The organism is Salinarimonas ramus, assembly GCF_014645695.1.
GTDB classification, from domain to species: domain Bacteria; phylum Pseudomonadota; class Alphaproteobacteria; order Rhizobiales; family Beijerinckiaceae; genus Salinarimonas; species Salinarimonas ramus.
This window is the reverse complement of sequence record NZ_BMMF01000011.1, coordinates 59,249-84,613: the sequence shown is the minus strand read 5'-3', so window position 1 is coordinate 84,613 and position 25,365 is coordinate 59,249. Positions and strand designations below refer to the sequence as shown.

Genomic DNA, 25,365 nt, shown 5'->3' with positions numbered 1-25,365 from the left:
ATCGCGACGAGAAAGCTCCACGCATGAGCGGCTTCCTCATCAAGCGGCTCGCCCAGGCGGCGATCTCCGTCTTCGGCGTGAGCGCGCTGATCTTCTTCCTCCAGCGCCTCACCGGCGATCCCGTGCTCCTCATGGTGCCCGAGGGCGCCACCCAGGAGGCGATCGATCAGCTGCGCGCGACGCTCGGCTTCGACCGCCCGGTGCTCGTCCAGTTCGGCGAGTACCTGGCGGGCGTGATGCGCTTCGATTTCGGCGCGTCGATCGTCCAGAACGTGCCCGTCCTCGACATCATCGCCTCGCGCCTGCCCTACACGATCGCGCTCGCCGCGGCGGCGCTGGCGCTGGCGCTCGGCATCGGCGTGCCGCTGGGCGTCTTCATGGCGGTGCGGCGCGAGCATTGGCTCTCGCGCATCGGCATGGGCTTCGTGCTCGCCGGCCAGAGCCTGCCGACCTTCTGGAGCGGCATCCTGCTCATCCTCCTCTTCGCCGTCGTGCTCGGCTGGCTGCCGTCCTCGGGTGCGCGGCAGGCGTCGAGCGTGATCCTGCCGGCGATCTGCCTCTCGCTCCTCTCCATGGCGACCTTCGCGCGCGTGGCGCGCACCGCGACCCTCGACGAGCTGGCGAAACCCTATGTCCGCGCCGCACGCGCCAAGGGCCTGCCCATGGGGCGCGTCGTCACCCGCCACGTGCTACGCAACGGCGCGATTCCGGTGATCTCCATCGCCGCGCTCGAGATCGCGAACCTCCTGTCGGGCGCGGTCATCGTCGAGACCGTGTTCGCCTGGCCGGGGCTCGGGCTCCTGACCATCCAGTCCATTGCGGCACGCGACTTCCCCATCGTGCAGGCGATCGTGCTGCTGGGCGCCTTCGTGTCGATCTTCCTCAACCTCGCGGCGGACGTGCTCTACAGCGTCGTCGATCCGCGCATCCGCCTCGACGGAGCGCGCTGATGGCCTCCGCGACCTCCCTCGCGCGTCGCATCGCGCCGCCGCGGCTTTGGCCCTTCCTCGCCATCGCCGCGATCCTCGTCGTGGGCGCCGTCCTCGCGCCGCTGATCGCGCCCTACGACCCCAACGCGCAGAACCTGCTCGGGCGCCTGCGCGCGCCCGGCACGGAGGTGCGCGGGGTCGTCTACTGGCTCGGCAGCGACGAGCTCGGCCGCGACCTGCTCTCGCGTCTGATCCACGGCGCGCGGGTGTCGCTCACCGTCGCCGCGCTCTCGGTCGTCGCGAGCGGCATCGTCGGCACGGTGCTCGGCATGATCGCGGCCTGGTATCGCGGGATCGTGGGCGCGATCATCATGCGCCTCGTCGACATCGTGCTCTCGGTGCCGGCGATCCTGCTCGCCATCATCACCGTGGCGATCATGGGCCCGGGGCTCGTCAATGTCGTCGTCGTCCTCGCCTTCACGCGCTGGCCGCGCTACGCGCGCGTCGCCTACGGGCAGACGCTGGGGCTCGCCTCGATGCCCTATGTGCGGCTCTCGCGCTTCATGGGCGGCTCGACGCTCTGGGTGCTGGGGCGCCATGTCCTGCCCAACATCGTGGGACCCATCATGGTGGTGGCGACCCTCGAGTTCGGCCTCATGGTGCTGTTCGAGGCGGGCCTCTCCTTCCTGGGGCTCGGCGTCCAGCCGCCCACCCCGAGCTGGGGCTCGATCCTGGCGACGGGGCGCAACTACGTCACCACCGCCTGGTGGATCGCGGTCTTCCCCGGGCTCTTCCTCTTCCTCCTCGTCCTCACGGTCAACGTGCTCGGCGACCACGTCCGCGACGTGGTCGAGGGCCGGCGCTGACCAAGCCGATTGCGAGCCACACCCATGCAGACCAAGCACCCGCTCCAGGATCTCGACTTCACGGGCAAGCGCGTCGTCCTCACCGGCGCCGCCGGCGTGTTCGGGCGCTGGATCGCGGAAGCCTTCCACGCGGCCGGAGCGCGCCTCCTCCTGTCCGACCGCGACGACGCCGCGCTCGAGGCGCTGCGCGACGCGCTCGGCGGCGACGTCGTCACGCACCGCACCGAGCTCACCGACGACACCTCGATCGAGGACCTGCTCGCGACCGTGGCGCGCGAGTTCGGCGCGGCCGACATCCTGATCAACAATGCCGGCATCTACCCGAGCGGCTTCCTGCTCGACATCGACGGCGCCGAGTGGGACCGCATCTTCGACGTGAACCTGCGCGCGCCCTTCGTGCTGACCCGCGGCATCGCCCGCCAGATGATCACGGAGGGCGTGCGCGGCTCGATCGTGATGATCTCGTCGGGCGCCGCGCGCAAGATGCGGGCGTCGGTCGCGCCCTATTGCATCTCGAAGACGGCGCTGGACCGCCTCACCAAGGGCTTCGCCCTCGAGCTCGCCGAGTACGGCATCCGCGTCAACGCCGTGGAGCCGGGCTTCGCGCCGGGCTCGACCGCGAGCCCGCTGACGGACGCGCACGTCACCTCCGTGCTCGCCGGCATTCCGCTCGGGCGCGGATCCGAGCCGCAGGACGCGCCCGCCGCCATCATGTTCCTCGCCAGCGAAGCCGCCGCCTACGTCACCGGCGCGACGATCGCAGTGGACGGCGGCAATTCCATCGGCTCCCTCGTCGTCCACCAGGACAAGAAGAAGGCCCTGTGAGCATGCGCGCCCCACCCTATCGCTGGCCCGACGGCAAGCGCTCGGCCGTGTGCTTCACCGCCGACGTCGACGCCGAGGCGCCCTATCTCTGGACGAGCCGCGCGGGGCTGCCGCAGCACCTCGGGCTCCTGGAGCAGCGCCGCTTCGGCCCGCGCGAAGGCCTGTGGCGCATCCTCGACATGCTGGATCGGCTCTCGATCAAGGGCACGTTCTTCACGCCCTCCGTCGTCGCCGAGCTGCATCCCGAGATCCTCCCCGCGCTCGTCGAGCGGGGCCACGAGGTGGGCCTGCACGGGCATCTCCACGAGATCGTCTCGGAGACGACCCGGGCTGAGTTCGAGGACGCCCTCGACCGCTCGCTCGCAATCGTCGAGGCGCAGACGAAGGCCCGCCCCGCCGGCTTTCGCTCGCCGGCCTGGGAGATGACGCCGGGCATGATCGGCGCCCTGAAGGATCGCGGCATCGCCTACGACAGCTCGCTCTCTGGCTACGACCACCCCTACGAGATCGACGGCCTCGTCGAGATCCCCGTCCAGTGGCAGATCGACGACGCGATCTTCTTCCGCTTCTTCGGCGGCGGCGTCGACAAGTGGCCCCCCGCCCGCGCCGCCGACGTGGGCGATGCCTGGATCGACGAGTTCGAGGCGGGGCGCGCCTACGGCCAGCTCCTGATGATCACGATCCACCCCTGGATCTCCGGGCGCGCCCAGCGCGTCGCCATGCTGGAGCGCGTTCTCGGGCGCGTCGCCGCGCAGGACGACGTCTGGATCGCCACCGCCGGCGAGATCGCGCGCTGGCACGAAACGAGCGACAATGCGGGCGTCTACGCCGTCGAGAGCGGGCTCGAGCCGCTCGCCGAGGCGATCGCGCGAAGCCCGATCACCACGAGCTCCGCAAGCGGGAGGACCGCCCGATGACGACGACCTGGACCACCCACAAGGCGCTCGTCGTCGGCGAGGCCGGCATGGTCGCCGCCCAGCACGTGACGGCGGCGCGCGCCGGCGCGGCCGTCCTCGCCCGGGGCGGCAACGCGATGGACGCCGCCGTGACGACGGCGCTCGTCCTCTCCGTCGTCGAGCCCTGGCTCAGCGGCATCGGCGGCGGCGGCTTCCTGCTCCACCGCGACGGCGCGAGCGGCGAGGTCTGCGCGCTCGACTTCGCCATGGTCTCGCCCGCCGGCATCGACCCCGCGGACTACCCGCTGGCGTCGCGCAAGGAGGGGAACTGGTTCGACTGGCCGTCCGTCGTCGACAACAGAAACCTCATCGGCGTGCATTCCATCTGCGTGCCGGGCGCGGTCGCGGGCTTCGCGGAGGCGCTGGAGGCGAAGGGCACGATCTCCTTCGCCGAGGCGCTCGCCCCCGCCATCGCAGCAGCCGAGGCGGGGCTCGAGGTGGACTGGTTCGCGGAGCTGTGCCTCTCGATCGACGCCGACAACCTCCTCACCAACGAGGCCTCCGCGCGCCTGCTGCTGCGCGACGGCAAGGCGCCGCGCCTGCCCGAGGGCTGCGCCAGCATCCGCCTGCCCATGGAGGAAAAGGCCGCGACGCTGCGCCGCCTCGCCGGCGCCGGCCCGCGGGACTTCTACGAGGGCGAGATCGCGCAGGCGCTCGTCGCCGACATGGCGGCGCTCGGCGGGCGCATGTCGCTGGAGGACCTCGCCTCCTATCGCGCCCGCTGGGTGACGCCGCTTTCGCAGGATTATCGCGGCGCGCGCGTGCTGGCCATGCCGGGCCTCACCGGCGGCCCGGCCCTGTGCGACGTGCTCGGCCGCCTCTCGGGCGCGGACGCCTTCGCCGGCGCGGCCGCGCAGGCGCCGCGCGCGACCCACTACGCCGCCTATGCGGATGCCATCCGCGCCGCCTACGCCGATCGCCTTACCACCGTCGGCCATGCGGGACGGCACGGCACCGGTGCCGGCATCGACCCCGGCTGCACGAGCCATCTGAGCGTCGTCGACCGGGACGGCACCGTGGTCTCGCTGACGAACACGCTGCTCTCGCGCTTCGGCTCGAAGGTGACCTCGCCGAAGACCGGCATCCTCATGAACAACGGGATGATGTGGTTCGACCCGCGCCCGGGCGCGCCCAACGCCATCGCGCCGGGCGTGAAGCCGCTCGCCAACATGTGCCCGCTCCTGTGCGAGACGGCCGAGGGCGGCGTGATCGCCGTCGGCGCCGCCGGCGGGCGCCAGATCATGCCCTCCCTCGTGCAGCTCCTGTCCTTCCGCCTCGATTTCGGCATGGATCTCGGCCGCGCGCTCTCGACGCCGCGCATCGACGCCTCCGCGCCGCGCATCAAGGTGGATCGCCGCGCACCCGCCGACACCGCCGGGCGCATCGGCCGCGCCCACGACGTCGACGTGGTCGACGACGTGCTCTACCCGGTGCAGTTCGCGATCCCGAGCGCCGTCGAGCGCCGGCCGGACGGCACGCTCCACGGCATGGTGCACCCGAACCACCCCTGGTCGGCGGCGGTCGCGGCGGAGGAGGCCTCCTCGTGAGCGCGGCGCGCGAGCCCGTCCTCGACGTCCGGAACCTGCGCGTGCGCATCGGCGAGGCGGACGTCGTCGACGGCGTCGATCTCTCGATCGCACCCGGCGAGACCCTCGCGCTCGTCGGCGAATCGGGCTGCGGCAAGAGCCTCACCGCGCTCGCGCTGATCGGCCTCCTGCCGGAGGCCGCGCGGCGGATCGACGGCGAGATCCGGCTCTCGGGGGAGCGTATCGACGCCCTCCCCGAGCGTGTCATGAACCGCATCCGCGGCGGGCGCATCGGCATGATCTTCCAGGAGCCGGTCGCCTCCCTCGATCCGCTGATGAGCGTCGGCGGCCAGATCGCCGAGGCGCTGGCGCTCGAGGGCCCGATCACCCCGCGCGAGGCGCGCGAGCGCGCCATCGCCATGCTCGACCACGTGGGCATCACGAAGCCGGAGCTGCGCGTCGATCAATACCCGTTCGAGCTCTCGGGGGGCATGTGCCAGCGCGTGATGATCGCCATGGCGATGATCCGCCGCCCTTTGCTGCTGGTCGCCGACGAGCCGACGACGGCGCTCGACGTCACCATCCAGGCGCAGATCCTGCGGCTGATGGCGGACCTGCGTGCGGAGACGGGCGCGGCCGTCCTGCTCATCACCCACGACATGGGCGTCGTCGCCGAGACGGCAGAGCGGATCGCCGTCATGTATGCCGGGCGCGTCGTCGAGACGGGGCGCGTCGCCGACGTCTTCGCCGCCCCGCGTCATCCCTACACCGCGCTCCTGATGCGCACGATCCCGCGCCTCGAGGGCGCGCGGAAGGTGGCTCTGCCGGCGATCGCGGGCTCGGTGCCCGACGTCGCGAGCTGGCCCGTCGGCTGCCGCTTCGCCCCGCGCTGCCCCCTCGCCACCGATCGCTGCCGGGCCGAGGCCCCGCCGCTCGCCCCCGTCGGCGCGCCGAGCCAGCGCGCCGCCTGCTGGCACACCGACCGGGTCTCGGAGATCGCTGCATGACGACGCCCGATCGCGGCGCGGCGCCGCTCGTCCTCGTGGAGGACCTCGAGGTCCATTTCCCCGTCCGCAAGGGCCTCTTCGGCCGCACGACCGACGTCGTCAAGGCGGTGGACGGCGTGAGCTTCGCGCTGGAGCGCGGGCGCACCCTCGCCCTCGTCGGCGAATCGGGCTCGGGCAAGTCGACCACGGGCTACGCCGTGATGGGCATGGAGCGCCCCACCGGCGGGCGCGTCGTCATCGACGGCGTCGACCGCGCGACGATGTCGGAGGCGCAGGTGCGCGAGGCGACGCGGCGCATGCAGATCGTCTTCCAGGACCCCGCCTCGGCCCTCGATCCGCGCATGCGCGTGGGCGACTGCATCGCCGAGCCGCTGCGCATCCACGGCATCGGCACGCGCGCGAGCCGCAGGGAGCGCGTGGCCGAGCTCCTCGAGCTCGTCGGCCTCCCGCCCGGCGCCGCGACGCGGCTCCCGCGGGAATTCTCCGGCGGCCAGCGCCAGCGGGTCGTCATCGCCCGCGCGCTCGCGCTGGAGCCGGAGGTGATCGTGTGCGACGAGGCGGTCTCGGCGCTCGACGTCTCGATCCAGTCGCAGATCCTCAATCTCCTCCTCGCGCTGCAGGAGCGGCTGTCCCTCGCCTACCTGTTCATCTCCCACGACCTCTCGGTCGTTCGCCACATCGCCGACGACGTCTGCGTGATGCAGCACGGCCGCATCGTCGAGGCGGGCCCCGTCGACACGGTCTTCGTCGCGCCCGCCCACGCCTACACGCGCGCGCTCATCGAGGCCGTGCCGCGGCTGGAGCGCGCGACGCGGGCGCCGTGACGCGCGCGCGCAGGCGAATGCGGGCGATCGGTAGAGAAATGGCAATCACGATCGGCGTCCGAGTTGCGCGGGCCACCAGCGTGTTGTCGCCCGCGACGTCGAGCACCGCATGCTCGAATTTACAACGCCCCCTCGGAGGACAGCCGTCGACGAACGTATGGCGGGGTCATCGAGAGCCTTCGTAGCTCGCGTTGGCCGCGGCGTCTGCGATCCGATACCCGACCCCCGGCTCGGTGAGGATGAGCGTCGGCGCGCTCGGGTCGGGCTCGAGCTTCTGGCGCAGCGCCTTCACGTAGACGCGCAGGTACTGCGTGTCGTGGAGATGGGCCGGGCCCCAGACGGCGCCGAGGATCTGGCCGTGGGTGATCACACGGCCGGCGTGGCGCACGAGGAAGGCGAGGAGCTCGAATTCCTTGGGTGTCAGCTTCACCTCCTCGCCGCCGCGCAGGACGCGCCGCGCGGGAACGTCGACCGAGATCTCGCCGGCATGGAGGACGGGCTGCTCGCCACGGCGGCGCATGGCGTGGCGCTGGGCCGCGCGAAGCCGCGCCAGGAGCTCGCCCATGCCGAAGGGCTTGTCGACGTAGTCGTCGGCGCCGAGATCGAGGGCCTCGATCTTCTCGGCCTCGCGGTCGCGCGCCGAGAGCACGACGATCGGCACCTCCGACCATTCCCGCACGCGGCGGATCACCTCCTTGCCGTCGAGATCGGGGAGGCCGAGATCGAGGACGACGATGTCGGGCTTTTCGCGGGCGATCCCGTCGAGGCCCGCTCCGCCGGTCGTGGCCTGGACGACGTCGTAGCCTTCGGCGACGAGCGAAGGCTTCAGGAAGCGATGGATCGCCGGCTCGTCGTCGACGACCAGGATGCGCGTGCCGCGACTCATGCCTCGGGCTCCTCCTCGGTGAGCGGAAGGTGGATGGTGAAGGCGGTGCCGCGGCCATGCGCGACGGGGCTCACGGCCGTGATCGTGCCGCCGTGCGCCTCGACCACGCCCTTGGCGATGGCGAGGCCGAGGCCCGAGCCCTCGCCGCCGTCGGCATGCCCGTTGCGGGCGCGCACGAACTTCTCGAAGACGTGGGGGAGCACGTCGGGCGCGATCCCGGGCCCGTCGTCGGCAATGATGATTGAGAGCGTTTTCCGGTCACGCCGCGCCGAGATGGTGATGCGCGCGTCGCCACCTCCGTAACGGATGGCGTTGGAAACGATGTTGGTCAGCGTCTGGTCGAGCAGGCTCTGGTCGCCACGCGCGAGCGGCAGGCCCGGCTCGACCGCGACGGCGAAGGATTGGCGGGCGCCACGGCGCTTCGCCGCCACGACCACCCGGTCGATCAGCTCGGCGACGTCGATCCAGGTCGCATTGATCTCGAGCGCGCCCGCCTCGACGCGGGTCATAGCCAGCAGGTTCCGCACCATCGCGTCGAGGTGCTCGGCCTCCTCACGGACCTGGGCGAGGAGATCGGCGCGGGCGTCCTCCGGGAGCTTCGGCCCGAGATCGCGCAGGCTCGTCGCGGCGCCGAGGATCGAGGCGAGCGGGGTGCGGAAGTCGTGGCTGATCGAGGCGAGGAGGATATTGCGCACGCGCTCGGTCTCCGCGGCCGTCTTCACTGCCGCCATCTCGCGGGCGAGCCGCGCGCGCTCGAGCGCGGCCGAGGTCTGCTCGGCGAGCGTATCGAGGAGGGCGCGGGCCTCGTCCTCGATGGGTGCGCCGTCGGCGGGCTCGGCGACGCCCAGCACCCCGATCGGCCCGGCCCCGCCGCGCAGCGGCACGAAGTACCACGGCACGTTCGGCAATGTCCCGGTGTCCGCGCCGGCGGGCTCGTTCTTCTCGAAGGCCCAGCGTGCGGCGGAGAGGGCCGCGACCTCGAGCGCGTCCTCCGGCGGCCAGGCGGCGGCGAGCGCCACTTCGCCATCTTCCGGCAGGAGGAGCACGACGGGGCGTTGGAGGATGGTGTGGATCTCCGCCACCGCGCCGTCCGCGACGGCCTGGGTGGTGGGCAGGGCAGACATCTTGCGCGCAAATTCGTAGAGGCGTCGCGTCGCCTTCACCCGCGACCCGGCCGCCACCGCCTGCTGGCGCGCCCGCGCCGCCACCGCGGAGGTGACGACGCCCATCGCCAGGAAGATGACGAGCGCGAGGAGCTCGTGGGGCTGCGCGATGGTGAAGGTGTAGAGCGGGTCGATGAAGAAGAAATTGTAGCCGAGGAACGAGAGTACCGAGGCGAGGATCGCCGGGCGAAAGCCGAAGGCCACCGCGGAGAGAACCACGGCGAGGATGAACACCATCGAGACGTTCGGCACGGCGACGAAGGCCGTCATGCCGAGCCCGACGACGAGGGCGACGAGGACGCCCAGGGCCGACCAGGCATAGGCGCTCGCGCGCTCGGCGCCCTCGGGAACGAGCCGCCCCGCCACGGCCCGCCAGCCGCGCGGGCCGCGCGCCTCCCGCGGCGCGGTGACGACGTGGACCGCGATGTCGTCGGCGTGGCGCATCACCTGCTCGGGCAGCGCGCGCCCGAGCGCGTGGGCGAGCGCGCCGCGGCGCGAGCGGCCGATGACGACCTGCGTCACGTTCTCGAAGCGCGCGAAGCGCAAGGCCTCGCCGACGATGTCGCGACCGACGAGCACCTGCGTCTGCGCGCCGAGGCTCTCGGCGAGACGCAGCGCCTGCGCCACGCGCCGGCGTGCCTTCGGGTCGACCGACCGCTCCGGCTGCTCGACGGTGATCGCGAACCAGGGCGCGCCGATGAGATCGGCGAGGCGCTTGGCGCTGCGCACCACGGTGTGGGAGGACGCGTCGGGCCCGACCAGCGCGAGGATGCGCTCGCCCGCGGCCCAGGGGCCCTCGATGGCGCTGCCCTGCATGCGCTCGACGAGATCGGCGTCGATCCGCTCGGCGGCGCGGCGGAGCGCCAGCTCGCGCAAGGCCAGCAGGTTCGAGGTGCGGAAGAAATGCTCGACGGCGCGCGTCGCCGTGTCCTGGACGTAGACCTTGCCCTCGGAGAGGCGCTTGAGGAGCTCGTCGGGCGTGACGTCGACCAGCACGACGTCGTCGGCCTTCTCGAAGACGCTGTCGGGAATGGTCTCGCGCACGCGCACCTTGGTGATGCGCTGGATGACGTCGTTCAAGCTCTCGAGGTGCTGGACGTTGAGCGTCGTCCAGACGTCGATCCCGGCGGCGAGCAGCTCCTGCACGTCCTGCCAGCGTTTGGGGTGGCGCGAGCCCGGCGCGTTGGTGTGGGCGTATTCGTCGACCAGCAGCAGCGCGGGCCGGCGCTCCAGTGCCGCATCGAGATCGAACTCGGCGACCATGCGCCCACGGTAGGGGATCGCGGCGCGCGGGAGCACCTCGAGCCCCTCGAGCAGCGCCTGCGTCTCCGCCCGCCCGTGCGTCTCGATCACGCCCGCCGCGACGTCGAGGCCGTCCGCGCGGGCGGCGCGGGCGGCCTGGAGCATGGCGTAGGTCTTGCCCGCGCCGGGGAAGGCGCCGAGGAAGATCTTCAGCCGCCCGCGGCCCTCGCGCTCGGCGAGCGCGAGGAGGGCTTCGGGGGAGGCTCGCTGATCGTCCGGCGCCATTCCCGCTCCTTCAGCGCTCGGCCGCCTCGCGGAGTGCGAGGTTGAGCGCGAGCACGTTCACCTTGGCCTCGCCGAAGACGCCGAGCACGGGGCGCTCGACCTGCGCGTCGACGAGGGCGCGCACCTCCGCCTCGGGGAGCCCCCGGGCAGCGGCGACGCGCGCGACCTGGATATAGGCGGCTTGCGGCGAGATGTCCGGGTCGAGGCCGGAGCCGGAGGCGGTGACGAGATCGACGGGGATCGGGCCCTCGACGCCCTCCGCCCGCAGGCGATCGACGTCCGCTTCGATGCGGGCGATCAGCTCCGCGCTCGTCGGCCCGAGATTGGACCCCGTCGAGGCGGAGCCGTCGTAGCCCGCAGCGGAGGGACGCGGCCGGAACCAGCCCTCGCCGTCGAAGGCCTGACCGACGAGGGCCGAGCCGACGATCCGGCCCTCGGCGTCGACGACGGGGCTGCCCGCCGCCTGGTGCGGGAAGACCGCCTGCGCGACGCCGGTGATCGCCAGCGGATAGGCGATGCCGGTCAGGAGCGTGAAGGCGAGGATCATCGTGATCGCCGGGCGGATCGTGGCGCCGAGGCGTCGCGCCGGCTCGGTCGCGCTGGTGCGGTTCGCATAACGGGTCATGTGAGCCTCCTCAGGCGAGACCGATGGCGGAGATCGCCATGTCGACGAGCTTGATGCCGACGAAGGGCGCGACGAGGCCGCCGAGCCCGTAGAGGGCGAGGTTGCGGCGAAGCAGGCTCGCCGCCCCGACAGGGCGATAGCCGACGCCCCTCAAGGCGATCGGGATCAGCGCCACGATGACGAGCGCGTTGAAGATCACCGCCGACAGGATGGCGCTCTGGGGCGTGGCGAGCCCCATCACGTTCAGCGCCCCGAGCTGCGGCAGCGCCACGACGAAGAGCGCGGGGATGATGGCGAAATACTTCGCCACGTCGTTGGCGATGGAGAAGGTGGTCAGCGCCCCGCGCGTCATCAGCAGCTGCTTGCCGATGCCGACGATCTCGATGAGCTTCGTCGGGTCCGAATCGAGGTCGACCATGTTGCCGGCCTCGCGGGCGGCCTGCGTGCCGGTCTGCATGGCGACGCCGACATCCGCCTGCGCCAGCGCGGGCGCATCGTTGGTGCCGTCGCCGCACATGGCGACGAGGCGGCCCGCCGCCTGCTCGCGGCGGATGTAGTCGAGCTTGTCCTGGGGGGTCGCCTCCGCGATGAAGTCGTCGACGCCCGCCTCGCTCGCGATGGCCGCGGCGGTGACGGGATTGTCGCCCGTCACCATCACCGTGCGGATGCCCATGCGGCGGAGCTCCGCGAAGCGCTCCTTGATGTCGGGCTTCACGACGTCCTTGAGGTGGATGACGCCGAGGATGCGCGCGCCGTCGGTGAGGCCGAGCGGCGTGCCGCCGGAGCGCGCGATCTTCTCCACAGCCGCGGTGAAGGCGTGCGGCGCCTGGAACGGCTGCTGCGACGGCTCGTTCTGAGCGAAGCGCAGCACGGCATCCACCGCGCCCTTGCGCAGCCGCCGCCCGCCGACGTCGACGCCCGACAGGCGCGTCGCCGCGGAGAAGGTGACGAACTCCGCCTCGTCGGCCAGCTGCGGCGTCTGCGGGATCGTGGCACGATAACGGTCGCGGGCGAGCTCGACGATGGAGCGGCCCTCCGCGGTCTCGTCCGCGAGCGAGGCGAGCACCGCCGCCTCGACCAGCTCGCGCTCGGAGACGCCCGGCACCGCGATCAGCTCGGAGGCCATGCGGTTGCCGAAGGTGATCGTGCCGGTCTTGTCGAGGAGGAGCGTGTCGACGTCGCCCGACGCCTCCACCGCACGCCCCGACATGGCGAGCACGTTGAACTTCACGAGGCGATCCATGCCGGCGATGCCGATGGCGGAGAGCAGCCCGCCGATCGTGGTGGGGATCAGCGTGACGAGGAGCGCCACCAGCACCGGCACGGCGAGCGCCGCGCCGGAATAGGCGCCGAGGCCCGCGAGCGTCACCACCGCGATCAGGAAGACGATGGTCATGCCCGCGAGCAGGATGTCGAGGGCGATCTCGTTGGGCGTCTTCTTGCGCTCGGCGCCCTCCACCAGCGCGATCATGCGGTCCATGAAGGACGCGCCGGCGCCGGCGGTGATCTTCACCACCAGCCAATCGGAGACGACCGTGGTGCCGCCGGTCACCGCCGAGCGGTCGCCACCCGATTCGCGGATGACGGGCGCGCTCTCGCCGGTGATGGCGGCCTCGTTCACCGAGGCGACGCCCTCGATCACCTCGCCGTCGGAGGGGACGAGGTCGCGCGCCTCGACGAGGACGACGTCGCCGACCTGGAGATCCTCCGCCGGCACCTTCTGGAAGACGTCGCGGCGAGCGGGGTCCGCGAGGCGCTTCGCCACCGTGTCGGTGCGTGCGCGGCGCAGCGTGTCGGCCTGGGCGCGCCCGCGGCCCTCCGCGATGGCTTCCGCGAAGTTCGCGAACAGCACCGTGAACCAGAGCCAGGCGGCGATCTGGCCGGTGAAGAGAGCGTCCCCGCCCGAAACGAGGTCGCGGACGAAGAGGATGGTGACGAGGAGCGCCACCACCTCGGTGACGAAGATCACGGGGTTGCGCACGAGGGCGCGCGGATCGAGCTTGACGAGGGCGTCGCGCAAGGCGCGCCCGACGAGGGCGCCGGAGAAGCCGGACGGCGCGGCGGCCGTCGTGTCGGTATGCGTGGTCATGGGGATTGCCTCCGTGCGCTCAGAAGAGGGTCCCGTCGAGCATCATGACGTGCTCGACGACGGGTCCCAGCGCGAGGGCGGGGAAGAACTGCAGGCCGCCGAAGATCAGGATCACGCCCGCGAGCAGGCCCGCGAAGAGCGCGGTGTCGGTCGGGAACGTGCCCTGCGAGGGGGCGAGCCGGGGCTTGGCCACGAGCGAGCCGGCGATCATCATCACGGGCACGATGATGGCGAAGCGCCCGAACAGCATCGAGAGGCCGATCGTCGTGTTGTACCAAGTGGTGTCCGAGCCGAAGCCGGCGAAGGCCGAGCCGTTGTTGCCGGCGCCCGAGGTGTAGGCGTACATGATCTCGGAGAGACCGTGCGGCCCCGCGTCCTGGATGCTGGCCAGCGTCGCCGGCATCACCGCCGAGACCGCCGTGAAGCCGAGGATGAAGAGCGGCATGACGAGGACCGCGAGCATCGCCATCTTCACGTCCTTCGCCTCGATCTTCTTGCCGAGATATTCCGGCGTGCGGCCCACCATCAGCCCCGCCACGAAGACGGCGAGAATGGCGAAGACGATCATCCCGTAGAGCCCCGACCCGACGCCGCCGGGCAGGATCTCGCCGAGCTGCATCAGGAAGAGCGGCACGAGGCCGCCGAGCGGCGTGAACGAGTCGTGCATGGAGTTGACCGAGCCGTTCGAGGCGCCGGTGGTGAAGGTCGCCCAGAGCGTGGAAAGAGCCTCGCCGAAGCGCACCTCCTTGCCCTCCATGTTGCCGCCCGCGACCCCGAGCGCCTGGACGATCGGGTTGCCCGCGCTCTCCGCCCAGTAGGCGAGGCCGGCGAAGGCGAGGAGTGCGCCCGCCATGACGGAGAGCAGCACGTAGCCGTCCCGGTCGCGCGCGGTCATGCGCCCGAACGTAACGGCGAGCGCGAGCGGGATCGCGACGATGGCCCAGAGCTGGAGCGCGTTCGTCCAATAGGACGGGTTCTCCAGCGGGTGGGCCGAGTTGACGTTGAAGAAGCCGCCGCCGTTGGTGCCGAGCTGCTTGATCGCGACTTGGCTCGCCGCCGGCCCCACCGACACCACCTGCTCGGCGCCCTCCACCGTCTGCGCGACGAACGAGCCTTCGAGCGTCTGCGGCACGCCGAGCGCGACCAGCGCCAGCGCGACCACGATCGCCATCGGCAGCAGCAGGTAGAGGGTGCAACGGGTCAGATCGACCCAGAAATTGCCGAGCGTGCGCGCCGACGAGCGCGCGAAGGCGCGCGTCACCGCGATCGCCACCGCGATGCCGGTCGCCGCCGAGACGAAGTTCTGCGTCGTCAGACCCATCATCTGGGTGAGATGCGTGAGCGTGGTCTCGCCGCCATAGGCCTGCCAGTTCGTGTTCGTCGTGAACGACACGGCCGTGTTGAAGGCGAGATCCGCGTCCACCGCCCCGAAGTCCTGCGGATTGACGGGCAAGACGCCCTGGAGACGCAGGATCAGGTAGAGAGCCGCGAAGCCCGCCGCGTTGAAGGCGAGCACCGCGAAGGTGTAGCCGAGCCAGCCCTGCTCGCGCGCGGGATCGACGCCGGCGAGCCTGTAGAAGCCGGCCTCGACCGGCGCGAGAAGGCGCACGCGCCCCTCGAACACGGAGGCCGCATAGCGGCCGAGCGGGGTCGCGGTCGCAGTCGCCACCGCGACGAAGAGAAGGATCTGGAACCAGTCGGGAAACGTCATCGCGGCCTCCTCAGAAGCGCTCGGGCCGCAACAGCGCGGCGACGAGGTAGGCGGCGAGACCGGCGGCGGCGAGGCCGCCGAGAACGAGCTCGAAGGACATGGGGACGACCTCCGGCTCAAAGCCGCTCGAGGCCGCGCGCGTAGCCGGCCATGAGGCCGAACACGGCGAGCCCGAGGGCGAGGAAGACGATGTCGAGCATGAAGCGCTCTCCTGCATCGGCCCCGGACGCGGGGCGGGTGGTGCAGGGTTAGCGCGGGGTCGCGTAAAGGCGCGCGAGGGAACTACGGTCGTGGATGTAAATGCCGCATAAAGAGCACGATCGCGACACGAGGGCCCGAACGGCTGGGCTCGGCCCACACGCGCGTCAGCGACAACCTGCGGAACACGGCGCCATGCGATGGGACGAAGCGTTCGGTCCGACGTACCGCCAACCCCTGCGGTGCTCGCTCGATCGGCTCGAAACCAGCATTCTCGCCGCAGGCTCGCACACGGTACGACGCGGCGACCGCCACACGATCGCGCGGTGGAGCGGCGCGGGTCTGCTCGTCGGGAAACCTCGCTGCCGTGGCGCTCCCTAGGGGACTCGAACCCCTGTTTTCGCCGTGAGAGGGCGACGTCCTGGGCCACTAGACGAAGGGAGCTGGCCGGCGCGAGGCCGTTCGTATATCCAGGCTCCGCGGACGGCACAAGCCCTCCCGAGACGAATTTCGAAAAAAGTTGGGGCCGTTCGGCCCGGAAGGTGGCGTTCTTGGTGCACAGCAACGGTTTCGAGGAAATCGCGGAAGACGAGGACGTCGTCGCCGGGATCGACGACGCGGCTCCCGGCGCGGCCGGGGAGACGCGCGAGCACGTCCACGAGGGCGCGCCGGAGCGGCTCGACCGGGTCCTGGCGCGCGCCTTTCCCGACCTCTCGCGGGCGCGGGTGCAGGATCTCATCGGCGACGGCCAGGCGCGGATCGACGGGCGGGCAGCCGCGAGCGCGTCGACGAAGGTGCCCGACGGGGCGCGCCTCACGCTCGTCGTCCCCCCTCCCCTCCCGGCCGAGCCGCTGCCGGAGGCGATCCCGCTCGTCGTCGTCCACGAGGACGCGGACCTCGTCGTGATCGACAAGCCGGCGGGCCTCGTCGTGCATCCCGCGGCGGGTCACGAGACGGGCACGCTCGTCAATGCGCTCCTCGCCCATTGCGGGGAGAGCCTGTCGGGCATCGGCGGCGTGCGCCGTCCCGGCATCGTGCATCGCCTGGACAAGGACACGTCGGGCCTTCTCGTCGTCGCCAAGAACGACGCCGCGCACAAGGCGCTCGCGGCGCAATTCGCCGATCACGGCCGTACGGGGCCGCTGGAGCGCGAATACGTCGCCCTCGTCTGGGGCGTGCCCTCGCGCCCGCACGGCACGATCGAGGCGGCGATCGGGCGCGGCAGCGTCAATCGCGAGAAGATGGCCGTCGTGCCCGCCGAGCGCGGCCGCGAGGCCATCACCCATTGGCAGCTCGAGGAGACCTATCTCGGGGCCGACGGCGCGCCGCTCGCCGCGCGCATCCGCTGCGCGCTGGAGACCGGCCGCACGCACCAGATCCGCGTGCACATGGCCCATATCGGGCATCCGCTGCTCGGCGACGGCGTCTACGGCGCGGGCTTCCGCACCAAGGCGGCGCGTCTGTCCGAGGAGGCGCGCGCCGCGCTGGAGGCGCTCGACCGGCAGGCTCTGCACGCCGCCGTGCTCGGCTTCGCGCATCCGGCGAGCGGCGAGACGATGTCGTTCGAGAGCGACCTTCCGCGAGATCTCGCCCGCCTCGTCGCGGCGCTGGAGGCCGGCTGAGCCGCGCTCAATCCGCGGTGGGGAGGCGGCGCATGGTGAACTCGATGAGCCCGTCGTCGAGGACGCGCCAGCTCTCCACGCGGGTCATGTAGGCGGCCTTCGGATAGCGCGCGAACCAGTCGCGCGCGGTGTCGCGCGCCTGATCGCGGGGCAGCCGGTAGGTCTGGCGGGCGAAGGCGTCCGCGGAGGCGGCCGGCACGCTCTCGCCGCGCCCGATCGCGCGCTCGGCGGAGCGCTCGCCGAAGCGCCGGGCGAGATCGGCGGGGGTGCGCGGCGTGCGCGCCATGCTCGTCGCCTCCTGCGGGTCTTTTCTTCTCCAAGAATTTAAGGCGCTCCCGGGGAAGAGTCGAATCGTCCTCGCCGCGGGTCGGGAGCCATTTTTTCCTCGCGCTCCGACTCTCCTAGGAACGGGCATCCTCTTTTCGCGTTGGCCGACGGAACCGCCGAGCGGGCGACACGTTCGCCGATCATCTTCTTCTACTCCCCTGCGGCCCCGCCGTGCTGGCGGCGGGAGGCGACCGTCCGAGCCGATAGTCTGGAGCGTTCATGACCAAGACCTACCTCGTCACCGGCGGCATGGGCTTCATCGGCCGTGCCCTAGCGGCGGAGCTGATCGCGTGCGGGCACTCCGTCCGCCTCCTCGACAGCTTGGTGGAGCAGGTCCACGGAGCCGGCGCGCCGCCCGTGCCGGAGGGCTGCGACTTCATCCATGCCGACGTGCGGGACGCCGACGCCGTGCGCCGCGCGGTGTCGGGCGTCGACGGGGTCTTCCACCTCGCCGCCGAGGTCGGCGTCGGCCAGTCCATGTACGAGATCGAGCGCTACACGAGCGCCAACGACGTGGGCACGGCGGTGCTGCTCCAGGAGCTGATCGAGGAGCCCGTCGAGCGGGTCGTCGTCGCCTCCTCGATGAGCGTCTACGGCGAAGGCTTCTACCGCGCCCCCGACGGCAGCCTCGTCGACGACGCCAGGCGCGACCGGCGCGCCATCGAGGCCGGGCGCTGGGACCCCGTCGTCGGCAACGCGGCGCTGACGCCGGTGGCAACCGACGAGACGAAGCCCGTCGACCTCGCCTCCATCTACGCGCTCGGCAAGTACGCGCAGGAGCGCGCGGTGATGATCGCCTGCCCGGCCTACGGCATGGAATGCGTGGCGCTCAGGCTCTTCAACGTCTTCGGCCCCGGCCAGGCGCTCTCGAACCCCTATACGGGCGTTCTCGCCAACTTCGCCTCGCGCTACCTCAACGGCGAGGCGCCGACGATCTTCGAGGACGGGGAGCAGAAGCGCGACTTCGTCCACGTCGAGGACGTCGCCCGCGCCTTCCGCCTCGCCATGGAGACGCCCGCCGCGAACGGCGAGGTGATCAACATCGGCTCGGGGCGGGCCTACACCGTCAAGGACGTCGCGCGCCTGCTGGGCGAGGCGATGGGCGCCGAGATCGAGCCGGAGATCCTCGGCAAGTCCCGCGCCGGCGACATCCGCCATTGCTTCGCCGACATCTCCAAGGCCCGCGAGATCCTGGGCTTCGAGCCGCGGCTGAAGCTCGAGACGGCGCTCGGTCCGCTCGTCGCCTGGGTCGCCTCGCAGAAGGCGTCCGATCGCGGCGCGGAGATGCGCCGGCATCTCGAGGCGCGGGGGCTCGTGACATGAGCGGGGCGGCGCAGCGCGACCCCCGTGCCGGCGATCTCTCGGCGGATGCTCCCCTCGTCATCGTGGGCGGCGCGGGCTTCATCGGCGCCAACCTCGCCGAGAGCGTGCTCACCGAGGGCGGGCGCGTCACCCTCGTCGACACGCTCGCGCGGCCCGGCGTCGAGCGAAACCTCGCCTGGCTCGTGGAGCGGCACGGGGAGCGCGTGCGCCACGTGCATGCGGACGTGCGCGACGGCGCGGCGCTCGACGCGGCGCTCGTCGGCGCGCGCGGCGTCGTGCATCTCGCAGCGCAGGTCGCGGTGACGACCTCCCTGGTCGATCCGGTGGAGGATTTCTCCATCAACGCGGCGGGAACGCTCTCCCTGCTGGAGGCCGTGCGGCGCACGAACCCGCGCCTGCCCGTCGTCTTCGCCTCGACGAACAAGGTCTACGGCGACCTTGCGGGCAGCGCCATGCGCGAGACACCCGACGCCTACGTGCCGGCGGATGCCGAGATCGCCGCCCACGGCGTGTCGGAGGCCCAGCCGCTCGATTTCCACACGCCCTACGGCTGCTCGAAGGGCGTCGCGGACCAGTACGTCCTCGACTACGCGCGCTCCTTCGGCCTGCGCACCGCCGTGATGCGCATGAGCTGCATCTACGGTCCGCGCCAGTTCGGCACCGAGGATCAGGGCTGGGTCGCGCATTTCCTCATCCGCGCGCTGCGCGGGGAGGAGATCACCATCTTCGGCGACGGCAAGCAGGTGCGCGACGTGCTCCACGTCTCCGACGCGGTCGGCGCCTATCGCACGGCGCTCGCGCGCATCGACGAGATCGCCGGCGGCGTCTTCAATCTCGGCGGCGGGCCCGCGAACGCGGTGAGCCTGCGCGCGGTGATCGACGCGATCGAGGAGATCTCGGGCCCCGTCCGGCTCGATCGTGCCGCGTGGCGCCAAGGTGACCAGCTCTGGTTCGTCGCGGATACGCGCCGCCTGGAAACGACGCTCGGCTGGCGCGCGCGGACGGGCTGGCGAGAGGGTCTCGCCGATCTCGCCCGTTGGCTCGAGAACCAGGATTTCCTGCGTGCGGGCGCCTCGCCGCGCCCGGCGCGCGCGACCGCGGAAAGGAGGCTCACGGCATGAAGGTGGCGCTCGTCAACCCCGCCTGGAGCTACGAGGGCTCGATCTATTTCGGCTGCCGCCACGAGCATCTGCCGCTCGAGCTCGGCTATTCGAAGGCGCTGCTGGAGGATGCCGGCCACGAGGTCCTCATGCTCGACGGCCAGCTCATGGGCGCCGACAACGCGACGCTCGCGGCGACGGTCGCCGATTTCCGGCCCGAGATCACCGTCGTGACGACGGCGCCGACCTATCTGTTCTGGCGCTGCGCGCCCCCAGAATTGCGCGTTCCCGCCGAGTTCCTGGCGCATCTGCGCGGGCGCGGCGGACGCACGGTGGCGATCGGCCCCCACGGCTCGGCTACGCCCAAGCCCACCCTCGAGAAGCTCGGCGTCGACGCGGTGATCCGCGGCGAGTGCGAGGAGACCGTGGTCAAGCTCGCTTCGACCGACGACTGGTCCCGCGTCGACGGCGTGGCGCGCCTCGTCGACGGCGCGCTCGCGAACCGCGGTCCGACCATGGCGAGCCCCTTCGTCGATCACGCGCCGCTGCGCTGGCCCGCGGAATGGCTCGCGAACCATCCGCACCATCACCACCGCTTCGACGAGGGCCCCTTCGTCGGCTTCGGCGCGGAGGTCGAGGCCTCGCGCGGCTGCCCGTACGAATGCGCCTTCTGCGCCAAGATCGACTACCGGGACAAGTATCGCCGGCGCAAGCTCGAGCACGTGCTCGCCGAGATCGACGGGCTGATCGACCAGGGCGTCGGCTATCTGTACTTCATCGACGAGATCTTCCTGCCGCAGAAGGCGCTGCTCGAGGCGCTGATCGAGCGCCCGGTCGTGTTCGGCGTGCAGACGCGCATCGACCTCTGGAAGCCCGACCTGCTGGAGCTTCTCGGCGAGGCGGGCTGCGTCTCCATCGAGGCGGGGCTCGAGAGCCTCACGGAGGAGGGCCGCGCCATGCTCGCCAAGCGCTGCCGCATGGATACGCCCGAGCTCGCCTCGCTCCTCGTCAAGGCGCGCGCGCACGTGCCCTTCGTGCAGGCGAACCTCATCGGCACGCCCACCGATTCGAAGGAGATCGTCGCGCATTGGCGCGAGCACCTGATCTCGCGCGGCGTGTGGGCGAACGATCCCGTGCCGCTCTACCCGTATCCGTCCTCGCCGTCCTACCGGGACCTCTGGGGGATGCCCGACGACGAGGCCTGGGAGCGCGCGCACGAGCATTACCTCGCCGCCTTCGATCGCTTCAGCGACATCCAGGACGAGCGCCCGCGCCCGCTCGCCGAGCTCGAATCCGCCTGCTGCGGGGCGCATCCATGAGCGATCCCGTCCCGCCGCGCCGCATTCTCGTCACCTGCGACGCCGTCGGCGGCGTCTGGCGCCACGCGCTGGACATGGCCCGCGCGCTCGCGCCCCACGGCATCGAGACCGTGCTCGTCGCCTTCGGACCCGAGCCGTCCGTCGACCAGCGCCAGGAGGCCCGCGGCGTGGAGGGGCTGACGCTGCTCTGGTTCGACCACCCGCTCGACTGGCTCGTCGCCGACGAGACGGCGCTCGACGGGATACCGGCCGTGCTCGACGGCGTCGCGACGCTCTACGACGTCGATCTCCTGCACCTGAACTATCCTTCCCACGCCCGCGGCCTCCAGACCGTGCGCCCCGTTCTCGTCATGGCGCATTCGTGCATGGCGACGTGGTGGGCGGCGATGCGCAGGGGCGAGACGTTCGCCGAGGACGCGGGGGACCTGCCCGACGCCTTCGCGCTCAACGCGCGCCTCGTGCGCCAGGGGCTCGCCCGGGCGGATCGCGTGATCGCGCCCTCGCGCGCCCACGCCCACGCGATGCGGGTCGCCTACGGCCCGCTGCCGGGCCTCGCCATCGTCCCCAACGCGAGCTTCGCCGAGTCGCGCGCGGCCGAGCCGGAGCCGAGCGAGGGCGGTCCCGTCGCGCTCGCCGTCGGGCGCTGGTGGGACGAGGCGAAGAACGCCGCGACCCTCGACGCCGCCGCAGCGCTCGCCTCGATCCGCGTCGTCGCCATCGGCGCGACCGATGGCCCGCAGGGACAGAGCGTCGCCTTCGCCCATGCGCAGGCGCGCGGCGCGTTGCCGGCGCAGGAGACCCGCGCGGCGCTGGCCCGCGCGGCCGTGTTCGTCTCGCCCGCGCGCTACGAGCCCTTCGGGCTGGCCGTGCTCGAGGCCGCGCAGGAGGGCTGCGCCCTCGTCCTCGCCGATATCCCGACCTTCCGCGAATTGTGGGAGGGCGCCGCGCTCTTCGTCGATCCGCACGACGCCGAGGGCTTCGCCGCCGCCATCGACCGGATCGCGGGCGATCCGCGGCTGCACGCGCTCCAGGCCGCGGCCGCACGGGAGCGCGCGGCGGCCTATGACCCCGACCTCCAGGCGGAGCGGCTCCTAGCGCTCTACGCGGATGCGCTCGCAACCAGCGCCGCGCGCACCCCGCTGGCGGAGACCGCCTGATGCGCTTCGTGTTCTATACCCACTCCCTCTCCTCCGACTGGAACCACGGCAACGCGCATTTCCTGCGCGGAATCATGCGCGAGCTCGTCGCGCGCGGGCACGAGGCGACGGCGCTCGCGCCCTTCGACGCCTGGAGCCGCGCGAACCTCGTCGCCGACCAGGGCTTCTCCGCCCTCGACCGCTTCGCCGAGGATTTCCCCGAGCTCGACGAGCGGCTCTACGAGAGCGGCTTCGACCACGCCTCGGCGCTCGACGGCGTCGACGTCGTCGTGGTGCACGAATGGACGGACCCGGCCATCGTCGCCGAGATCGGCTGGCTGCGCCGGGAGGGGGCGCCGTTCACGCTCCTCTTCCACGACACGCATCACCGCGCGGTCTCCGCCGAGAAGGCGATCGCGGGGTTGGAGCTGCGCGACTACGACGGCGTGCTCGCCTTCGGCGAGACGCTCGCGGCGCGCTACCGCGCCGCCGGCTGGGGCCGGCAGGTCCACGTCTGGCACGAGGCCGCCGACACGCGCCTGTTCCGGCCGATGCCGGACGTGGAGAAGACGGGCGACCTGATCTGGATCGGCAATTGGGGCGACGGCGAGCGCGATGCGCAGCTGCGCGAATTCCTGGTCGAGCCGGTGCGCGATCTCGACCTTCGTGCGCAGGCGCGCGGCGTACGCTATCCGCCCCACGCGCTGGAAGCGTTGGAGGAGGCCGGCATCGCCTATCGCGGCTGGATCGCCAATGCCGATGCGCCAGCGGCCTTCGCCCGCCACCGTGTCACCGTGCACGTGCCGCGCCGGCCCTATGTCGAGAGCCTGCCCGGCATCCCGACGATCCGCCCCTTCGAGGCGCTCGCCTGCGGCATCCCGCTGGTCTGCGCGCCCTGGGACGATGCCGAGGAGCTGTTTCGCCCCGGCGAGGACTACCTTGTCGCCGAGGACGGCGACGCCATGCGCGCGGCGCTCCGCTCGATCGTCGACGATCCGGAGCGCGCGGCCGCGCTCGCGGCGTCGGGCCTCGAGACCATCCGCGCCCGCCACACCTGCGCCCACCGCGTCGACGAGCTGATCGGCATCCTCGCCGATCTCGGCGTCGACACCCGCGAGAAGGAGACCGTCGCGTGAAGATCGCCTTCTACGGCTCGAGCCTCGTGTCGTCCTACTGGAACGGCGCGGCGACCTACTACCGCGGCCTCCTGAAGGCGCTCGCCGGCCACGGCCACGAGATCGTCTTCTACGAGCCCGACGCCTTCGATCGCCAGAAGCACCGCGACATGGACGAGCCGGCCTGGGCGCGCGTCGTCGTCTACGAGGCGAGCCCCGAGGGCGTGCGCTCCGCGGCCGCCGAGGCCGCGTCCGCCGACGTCGTCGTCAAGGCGAGCGGCGTCGGCTACGCCGACGACGCCATCCTGGAGGCCGTGATGGACGCGGCCCGTCCCGGGGCGGTGAAATTGTTCTGGGACGTCGACGCGCCGGCCACGCTGGCCGAGATGGCGCAGGACGAGAGCCACGCGGTGCGGCGCATGCTGCCGCGCCTCGACGCGGTGATGACCTATGGCGGCGGCGATCCCGTGGTCACGCGCTACGAGAGCTTCGGCGCGCGGGCCTGCCATCCGATCTACAACGCGCTCGATCCCGACACCCATCACCCGGTCGCGCCCGATCCGCGCTTTGCCGCCGATCTCGGCTTTCTGGGCAACCGCATGCCGGATCGCGAGGCGCGGGTGCGCACCTTCTTCCTGGAGCCCGCCGCGGCGGCGCCCGACAAGACCTTCCTGCTCGGCGGGTCCGGCTGGGAGCCCTGGCAGACGACGGACAACGTGCGCGCCGTCGGCCATGTCGGCTCGGGCGACCACAACGCCTTCAACGTGACGCCCAAGGCCGTGCTCAACGTCAATCGCGAGAGCATGGCGCATGTCGGCTTCTCGCCGCCCACCCGCGTCTTCGAGGCGGCGGGCGCGGGCGCGTGCCTGATCACCGACCATTGGGAGGGCGTCGCGCAATTCTTCGCGCCGGGCGAGGAGATCCTCGTCGCGCGCGACGGCAAGGACGTCGCCGAGATCATGGGCTGGCTCACGCCCGATTGCGCCGCGCGCATCGGGCGCTGCGCGCTGGATCGCGCGCTGCGCGACCACACCTATGCGCGCCGCGCCGTCGAGGCGGACGCGATCCTGCGCGATCTCGCGCGCATCAAGACGCACACGGGAGCCGCCGCATGACGAAGCCCCTCGACATCGTGGTGCTCGGCCTCTCGCTCTCCTCCTCCTGGGGCAACGGGCACGCCACCACCTGGCGCGCCCTCCTGCGCGGCGTGGCGGCGCTGGGCCATCGCGTCACCTTCCTGGAGCGCGACGTGCCCTGGTACGCCTCGCATCGCGATCTCGCGCAGCCCGATTTCTGCGCGCTCCACCTCTACGCCGACCTCGATGCGCTGCGCGCGCACGACGCCGCGATCCGCGATGCCGACGCCGTGATCGTCGGCTCCTACGTGCCCGACGGGCCGGCGGTGATCGACCACGTGCTGGAGACGGCGCGCGGCGTCGTCGGCTTCTACGACATCGACACGCCCGTCACCCTCGCCCAGCTCGCGCGCGGGGAGACGCCGTCGCTCGAGACGCGCCAGATCCCGCTCTTCGACGTGTACTTCTCCTTCACCGGCGGGCCGACGCTCGATCTGCTCGAGCGCACCCACGGCGCCCGCGCGGCCCGCGCGCTCTACTGCTCGGTGGAGGAGGAGCGCTACCGCCCGACCGGCGAGGCCTTCGAATGGGATCTCGGCTATCTCGGCACCTACGCCCCCGATCGCCAGCCGGCGCTGGAGCGGCTCCTGATCGAGCCCGCGCGGCGGCTGCCGGATAAGCGCTTCGTCGTCGCCGGGCCGCAATATCCCGAGGAGGTCGACTGGCCGGCGAACGTGACGCGCATCCCCCACCTGCCGCCCGCCGAGCACGCCTCGTTCTATTCGCGCCAGCGCTTCACGCTCAACGTCACCCGCGCCGACATGGTCGCCGCCGGCTGGTCCCCGAGCGTGCGCCTGTTCGAGGCGGGCGCGTGCGCGACCGCGATCATCGGCGACGCCTGGGAGGGGCTCGACACGCTCCTACCCGACGGCGAGGCGATGCTCGTCGCGCGCGAGCCCGAGGACGTCGTCTCCATCCTGACCGAGCTCCCGGCCATGCGCCGCGACGCGATCGCCGCCGCGGGACGCGCCCGCGTGCTGGCCGCCCATACCGGCGTCGCGCGGGCGCGCGAGCTCGTCGCTATGCTCGCGCAGGCGAGTGCCGAGCGCGAAACGGCTTCCGGGAAAAAAGTCGCCGGCCTCTAGGTCGGCCTGCATCTTCCACCCCGCTCGTGCGTTGGGCGAAGAGAAAACCTGCCCATCCGGGCCCGTACCG

22 protein-coding genes and 1 tRNA gene are annotated in these 25,365 nt (G+C 71.9%); 15 read left to right on the top strand and 8 right to left on the bottom strand.

What is annotated here, in order from left to right:
- Window positions 1-23 precede the first annotated feature (23 nt).
- The 7 genes from IEX89_RS17660 to IEX89_RS17635 are packed head-to-tail and all read left to right on the top strand — an operon-like array spanning window position 24 to window position 6,933.
- Entirely contained in the window at window positions 24-950 is a 927-nt protein-coding gene (locus tag IEX89_RS17660) for an ABC transporter permease (protein ID WP_188914575.1), read from the top strand.
- Window positions 950-1,795, top strand: a complete 846-nt coding sequence (locus IEX89_RS17655; RefSeq protein ID WP_188914574.1) for an ABC transporter permease — start codon at window positions 950-952, stop codon at window positions 1,793-1,795. The genes IEX89_RS17660 and IEX89_RS17655 overlap by 1 nt, the downstream gene beginning before the upstream one ends.
- Window positions 1,796-1,819: 24 nt before the next feature.
- Window positions 1,820-2,620 (top strand): SDR family NAD(P)-dependent oxidoreductase, encoded by an 801-nt coding sequence (locus IEX89_RS17650; protein ID WP_188914573.1) that lies wholly within the window; start codon window positions 1,820-1,822, stop codon window positions 2,618-2,620.
- 2 nt (window positions 2,621-2,622) lie between these two features.
- Window positions 2,623-3,537 carry a polysaccharide deacetylase family protein gene (locus tag IEX89_RS17645; protein ID WP_188914572.1) on the top strand — a complete coding sequence of 305 codons (915 nt, stop codon included), beginning with the start codon at window positions 2,623-2,625 and terminating at the stop codon, window positions 3,535-3,537.
- Window positions 3,534-5,123, top strand: a complete 1,590-nt coding sequence (locus IEX89_RS24270; RefSeq protein WP_210317664.1) for a gamma-glutamyltransferase — start codon at window positions 3,534-3,536, stop codon at window positions 5,121-5,123. The genes IEX89_RS17645 and IEX89_RS24270 overlap by 4 nt, the downstream gene beginning before the upstream one ends.
- A complete protein-coding gene (locus tag IEX89_RS24265) occupies window positions 5,120-6,109 on the top strand; it encodes an ABC transporter ATP-binding protein (RefSeq protein WP_210317663.1) in 990 nt (329 codons plus the stop codon). Before IEX89_RS24270 ends, IEX89_RS24265 begins: the two co-directional genes overlap by 4 nt.
- Window positions 6,106-6,933, top strand: coding sequence for an ABC transporter ATP-binding protein (locus tag IEX89_RS17635; protein WP_188914571.1), 828 nt, complete (start codon window positions 6,106-6,108; stop codon window positions 6,931-6,933). The genes IEX89_RS24265 and IEX89_RS17635 overlap by 4 nt, the downstream gene beginning before the upstream one ends.
- A gap of 166 nt (window positions 6,934-7,099) precedes the next feature.
- Here the strand turns inward: IEX89_RS17635 and IEX89_RS17630 are convergent, their stop codons facing one another.
- From IEX89_RS17630 to IEX89_RS17600, 7 genes are all read right to left on the bottom strand, one after another.
- Window positions 7,100-7,819, bottom strand: coding sequence for a response regulator (locus tag IEX89_RS17630; RefSeq protein ID WP_188914570.1), 720 nt, complete (start codon window positions 7,817-7,819; stop codon window positions 7,100-7,102).
- Window positions 7,816-10,509, bottom strand: coding sequence for an ATP-binding protein (locus IEX89_RS17625; protein ID WP_188914569.1), 2,694 nt, complete (start codon window positions 10,507-10,509; stop codon window positions 7,816-7,818). The genes IEX89_RS17630 and IEX89_RS17625 overlap by 4 nt, the downstream gene beginning before the upstream one ends.
- Window positions 10,510-10,519: 10 nt before the next feature.
- The gene (gene kdpC, locus IEX89_RS17620; RefSeq protein WP_188914568.1) at window positions 10,520-11,134 is read right to left on the bottom strand and encodes a potassium-transporting ATPase subunit KdpC; all 615 of its coding nucleotides are present in this window, start codon (window positions 11,132-11,134) and stop codon (window positions 10,520-10,522) included.
- A 10-nt stretch (window positions 11,135-11,144) separates the two neighbouring features.
- Window positions 11,145-13,223, bottom strand: coding sequence for a potassium-transporting ATPase subunit KdpB (kdpB, locus tag IEX89_RS17615; RefSeq protein ID WP_188914567.1), 2,079 nt, complete (start codon window positions 13,221-13,223; stop codon window positions 11,145-11,147).
- 19 nt (window positions 13,224-13,242) lie between these two features.
- Window positions 13,243-14,934 (bottom strand): potassium-transporting ATPase subunit KdpA, encoded by a 1,692-nt coding sequence (kdpA, locus tag IEX89_RS17610; protein WP_188914566.1) that lies wholly within the window; start codon window positions 14,932-14,934, stop codon window positions 13,243-13,245.
- Window positions 14,935-14,944: 10 nt separating this feature from the next.
- Window positions 14,945-15,034, bottom strand: a complete 90-nt coding sequence (gene kdpF, locus IEX89_RS17605) for a K(+)-transporting ATPase subunit F (protein WP_188914565.1) — start codon at window positions 15,032-15,034, stop codon at window positions 14,945-14,947.
- A 466-nt stretch (window positions 15,035-15,500) separates the two neighbouring features.
- A tRNA-Glu gene (locus IEX89_RS17600) sits at window positions 15,501-15,576 on the bottom strand.
- A 164-nt stretch (window positions 15,577-15,740) separates the two neighbouring features.
- Here IEX89_RS17600 and IEX89_RS17595 point away from each other — a divergent pair.
- The gene (locus IEX89_RS17595) at window positions 15,741-16,754 is read left to right on the top strand and encodes an RluA family pseudouridine synthase (protein ID WP_188914688.1); all 1,014 of its coding nucleotides are present in this window, start codon (window positions 15,741-15,743) and stop codon (window positions 16,752-16,754) included.
- Window positions 16,755-16,761: 7 nt separating this feature from the next.
- On the opposite strand, the gene IEX89_RS17590 is transcribed toward IEX89_RS17595, so the two are convergent.
- Complete coding sequence (locus IEX89_RS17590; protein WP_188914564.1) at window positions 16,762-17,040, bottom strand: hypothetical protein; 279 nt, start codon at window positions 17,038-17,040, stop codon at window positions 16,762-16,764.
- A gap of 260 nt (window positions 17,041-17,300) precedes the next feature.
- Between IEX89_RS17590 and IEX89_RS17585 the strand changes: the two genes are divergently transcribed.
- Genes IEX89_RS17585 through IEX89_RS17555 form a run of 7 tightly spaced genes read left to right on the top strand, consistent with a single transcriptional unit; the run spans window position 17,301 to window position 25,295 of the window.
- Window positions 17,301-18,404, top strand: a complete 1,104-nt coding sequence (locus IEX89_RS17585; protein ID WP_188914563.1) for an NAD-dependent epimerase/dehydratase family protein — start codon at window positions 17,301-17,303, stop codon at window positions 18,402-18,404.
- A complete protein-coding gene (locus tag IEX89_RS17580) occupies window positions 18,401-19,525 on the top strand; it encodes an NAD-dependent epimerase/dehydratase family protein (protein ID WP_188914562.1) in 1,125 nt (374 codons plus the stop codon). Before IEX89_RS17585 ends, IEX89_RS17580 begins: the two co-directional genes overlap by 4 nt.
- On the top strand, window positions 19,522-20,823 hold the full coding sequence (locus tag IEX89_RS17575; RefSeq protein ID WP_188914561.1) for a TIGR04295 family B12-binding domain-containing radical SAM protein: 1,302 nt from the start codon (window positions 19,522-19,524) through the stop codon (window positions 20,821-20,823). The genes IEX89_RS17580 and IEX89_RS17575 overlap by 4 nt, the downstream gene beginning before the upstream one ends.
- A complete protein-coding gene (locus IEX89_RS17570; protein ID WP_188914560.1) occupies window positions 20,820-21,980 on the top strand; it encodes a glycosyltransferase family 4 protein in 1,161 nt (386 codons plus the stop codon). Before IEX89_RS17575 ends, IEX89_RS17570 begins: the two co-directional genes overlap by 4 nt.
- Complete coding sequence (locus tag IEX89_RS17565) at window positions 21,980-23,095, top strand: CgeB family protein (RefSeq protein ID WP_188914559.1); 1,116 nt, start codon at window positions 21,980-21,982, stop codon at window positions 23,093-23,095. Before IEX89_RS17570 ends, IEX89_RS17565 begins: the two co-directional genes overlap by 1 nt.
- Complete coding sequence (locus tag IEX89_RS17560) at window positions 23,092-24,189, top strand: CgeB family protein (protein WP_188914558.1); 1,098 nt, start codon at window positions 23,092-23,094, stop codon at window positions 24,187-24,189. The genes IEX89_RS17565 and IEX89_RS17560 overlap by 4 nt, the downstream gene beginning before the upstream one ends.
- Window positions 24,186-25,295 (top strand): CgeB family protein, encoded by a 1,110-nt coding sequence (locus IEX89_RS17555; RefSeq protein ID WP_188914557.1) that lies wholly within the window; start codon window positions 24,186-24,188, stop codon window positions 25,293-25,295. Before IEX89_RS17560 ends, IEX89_RS17555 begins: the two co-directional genes overlap by 4 nt.
- The last annotated feature ends 70 nt before the right edge of the window (window positions 25,296-25,365 follow it).

What these genes read in the sequence shown, in the direction of transcription:
- IEX89_RS17660 (WP_188914575.1), top strand. Translation starts at nt 24, where the DNA reads ATGAGCGGCTTCCTCATCAAGCGGCTCGCCCAGGCGGCGATCTCCGTC.
- IEX89_RS17655 (WP_188914574.1), top strand. Translation starts at nt 950, where the DNA reads ATGGCCTCCGCGACCTCCCTCGCGCGTCGCATCGCGCCGCCGCGGCTT.
- IEX89_RS17650 (WP_188914573.1), top strand. Translation starts at nt 1,820, where the DNA reads ATGCAGACCAAGCACCCGCTCCAGGATCTCGACTTCACGGGCAAGCGC.
- IEX89_RS17645 (WP_188914572.1), top strand. Translation starts at nt 2,623, where the DNA reads ATGCGCGCCCCACCCTATCGCTGGCCCGACGGCAAGCGCTCGGCCGTG.
- IEX89_RS24270 (WP_210317664.1), top strand. Translation starts at nt 3,534, where the DNA reads ATGACGACGACCTGGACCACCCACAAGGCGCTCGTCGTCGGCGAGGCC.
- IEX89_RS17635 (WP_188914571.1), top strand. Translation starts at nt 6,106, where the DNA reads ATGACGACGCCCGATCGCGGCGCGGCGCCGCTCGTCCTCGTGGAGGAC.
- IEX89_RS17630 (WP_188914570.1), bottom strand. Translation starts at nt 7,819, where the DNA reads ATGAGTCGCGGCACGCGCATCCTGGTCGTCGACGACGAGCCGGCGATC.
- IEX89_RS17625 (WP_188914569.1), bottom strand. Translation starts at nt 10,509, where the DNA reads ATGGCGCCGGACGATCAGCGAGCCTCCCCCGAAGCCCTCCTCGCGCTC.
- kdpC (WP_188914568.1), bottom strand. Translation starts at nt 11,134, where the DNA reads ATGACCCGTTATGCGAACCGCACCAGCGCGACCGAGCCGGCGCGACGC.
- kdpB (WP_188914567.1), bottom strand. Translation starts at nt 13,223, where the DNA reads ATGACCACGCATACCGACACGACGGCCGCCGCGCCGTCCGGCTTCTCC.
- kdpA (WP_188914566.1), bottom strand. Translation starts at nt 14,934, where the DNA reads ATGACGTTTCCCGACTGGTTCCAGATCCTTCTCTTCGTCGCGGTGGCG.
- kdpF (WP_188914565.1), bottom strand. Translation starts at nt 15,034, where the DNA reads ATGTCCTTCGAGCTCGTTCTCGGCGGCCTCGCCGCCGCCGGTCTCGCC.
- IEX89_RS17590 (WP_188914564.1), bottom strand. Translation starts at nt 17,040, where the DNA reads ATGGCGCGCACGCCGCGCACCCCCGCCGATCTCGCCCGGCGCTTCGGC.
- IEX89_RS17585 (WP_188914563.1), top strand. Translation starts at nt 17,301, where the DNA reads ATGACCAAGACCTACCTCGTCACCGGCGGCATGGGCTTCATCGGCCGT.
- IEX89_RS17580 (WP_188914562.1), top strand. Translation starts at nt 18,401, where the DNA reads ATGAGCGGGGCGGCGCAGCGCGACCCCCGTGCCGGCGATCTCTCGGCG.
- IEX89_RS17575 (WP_188914561.1), top strand. Translation starts at nt 19,522, where the DNA reads ATGAAGGTGGCGCTCGTCAACCCCGCCTGGAGCTACGAGGGCTCGATC.
- IEX89_RS17570 (WP_188914560.1), top strand. Translation starts at nt 20,820, where the DNA reads ATGAGCGATCCCGTCCCGCCGCGCCGCATTCTCGTCACCTGCGACGCC.
- IEX89_RS17565 (WP_188914559.1), top strand. Translation starts at nt 21,980, where the DNA reads ATGCGCTTCGTGTTCTATACCCACTCCCTCTCCTCCGACTGGAACCAC.
- IEX89_RS17555 (WP_188914557.1), top strand. Translation starts at nt 24,186, where the DNA reads ATGACGAAGCCCCTCGACATCGTGGTGCTCGGCCTCTCGCTCTCCTCC.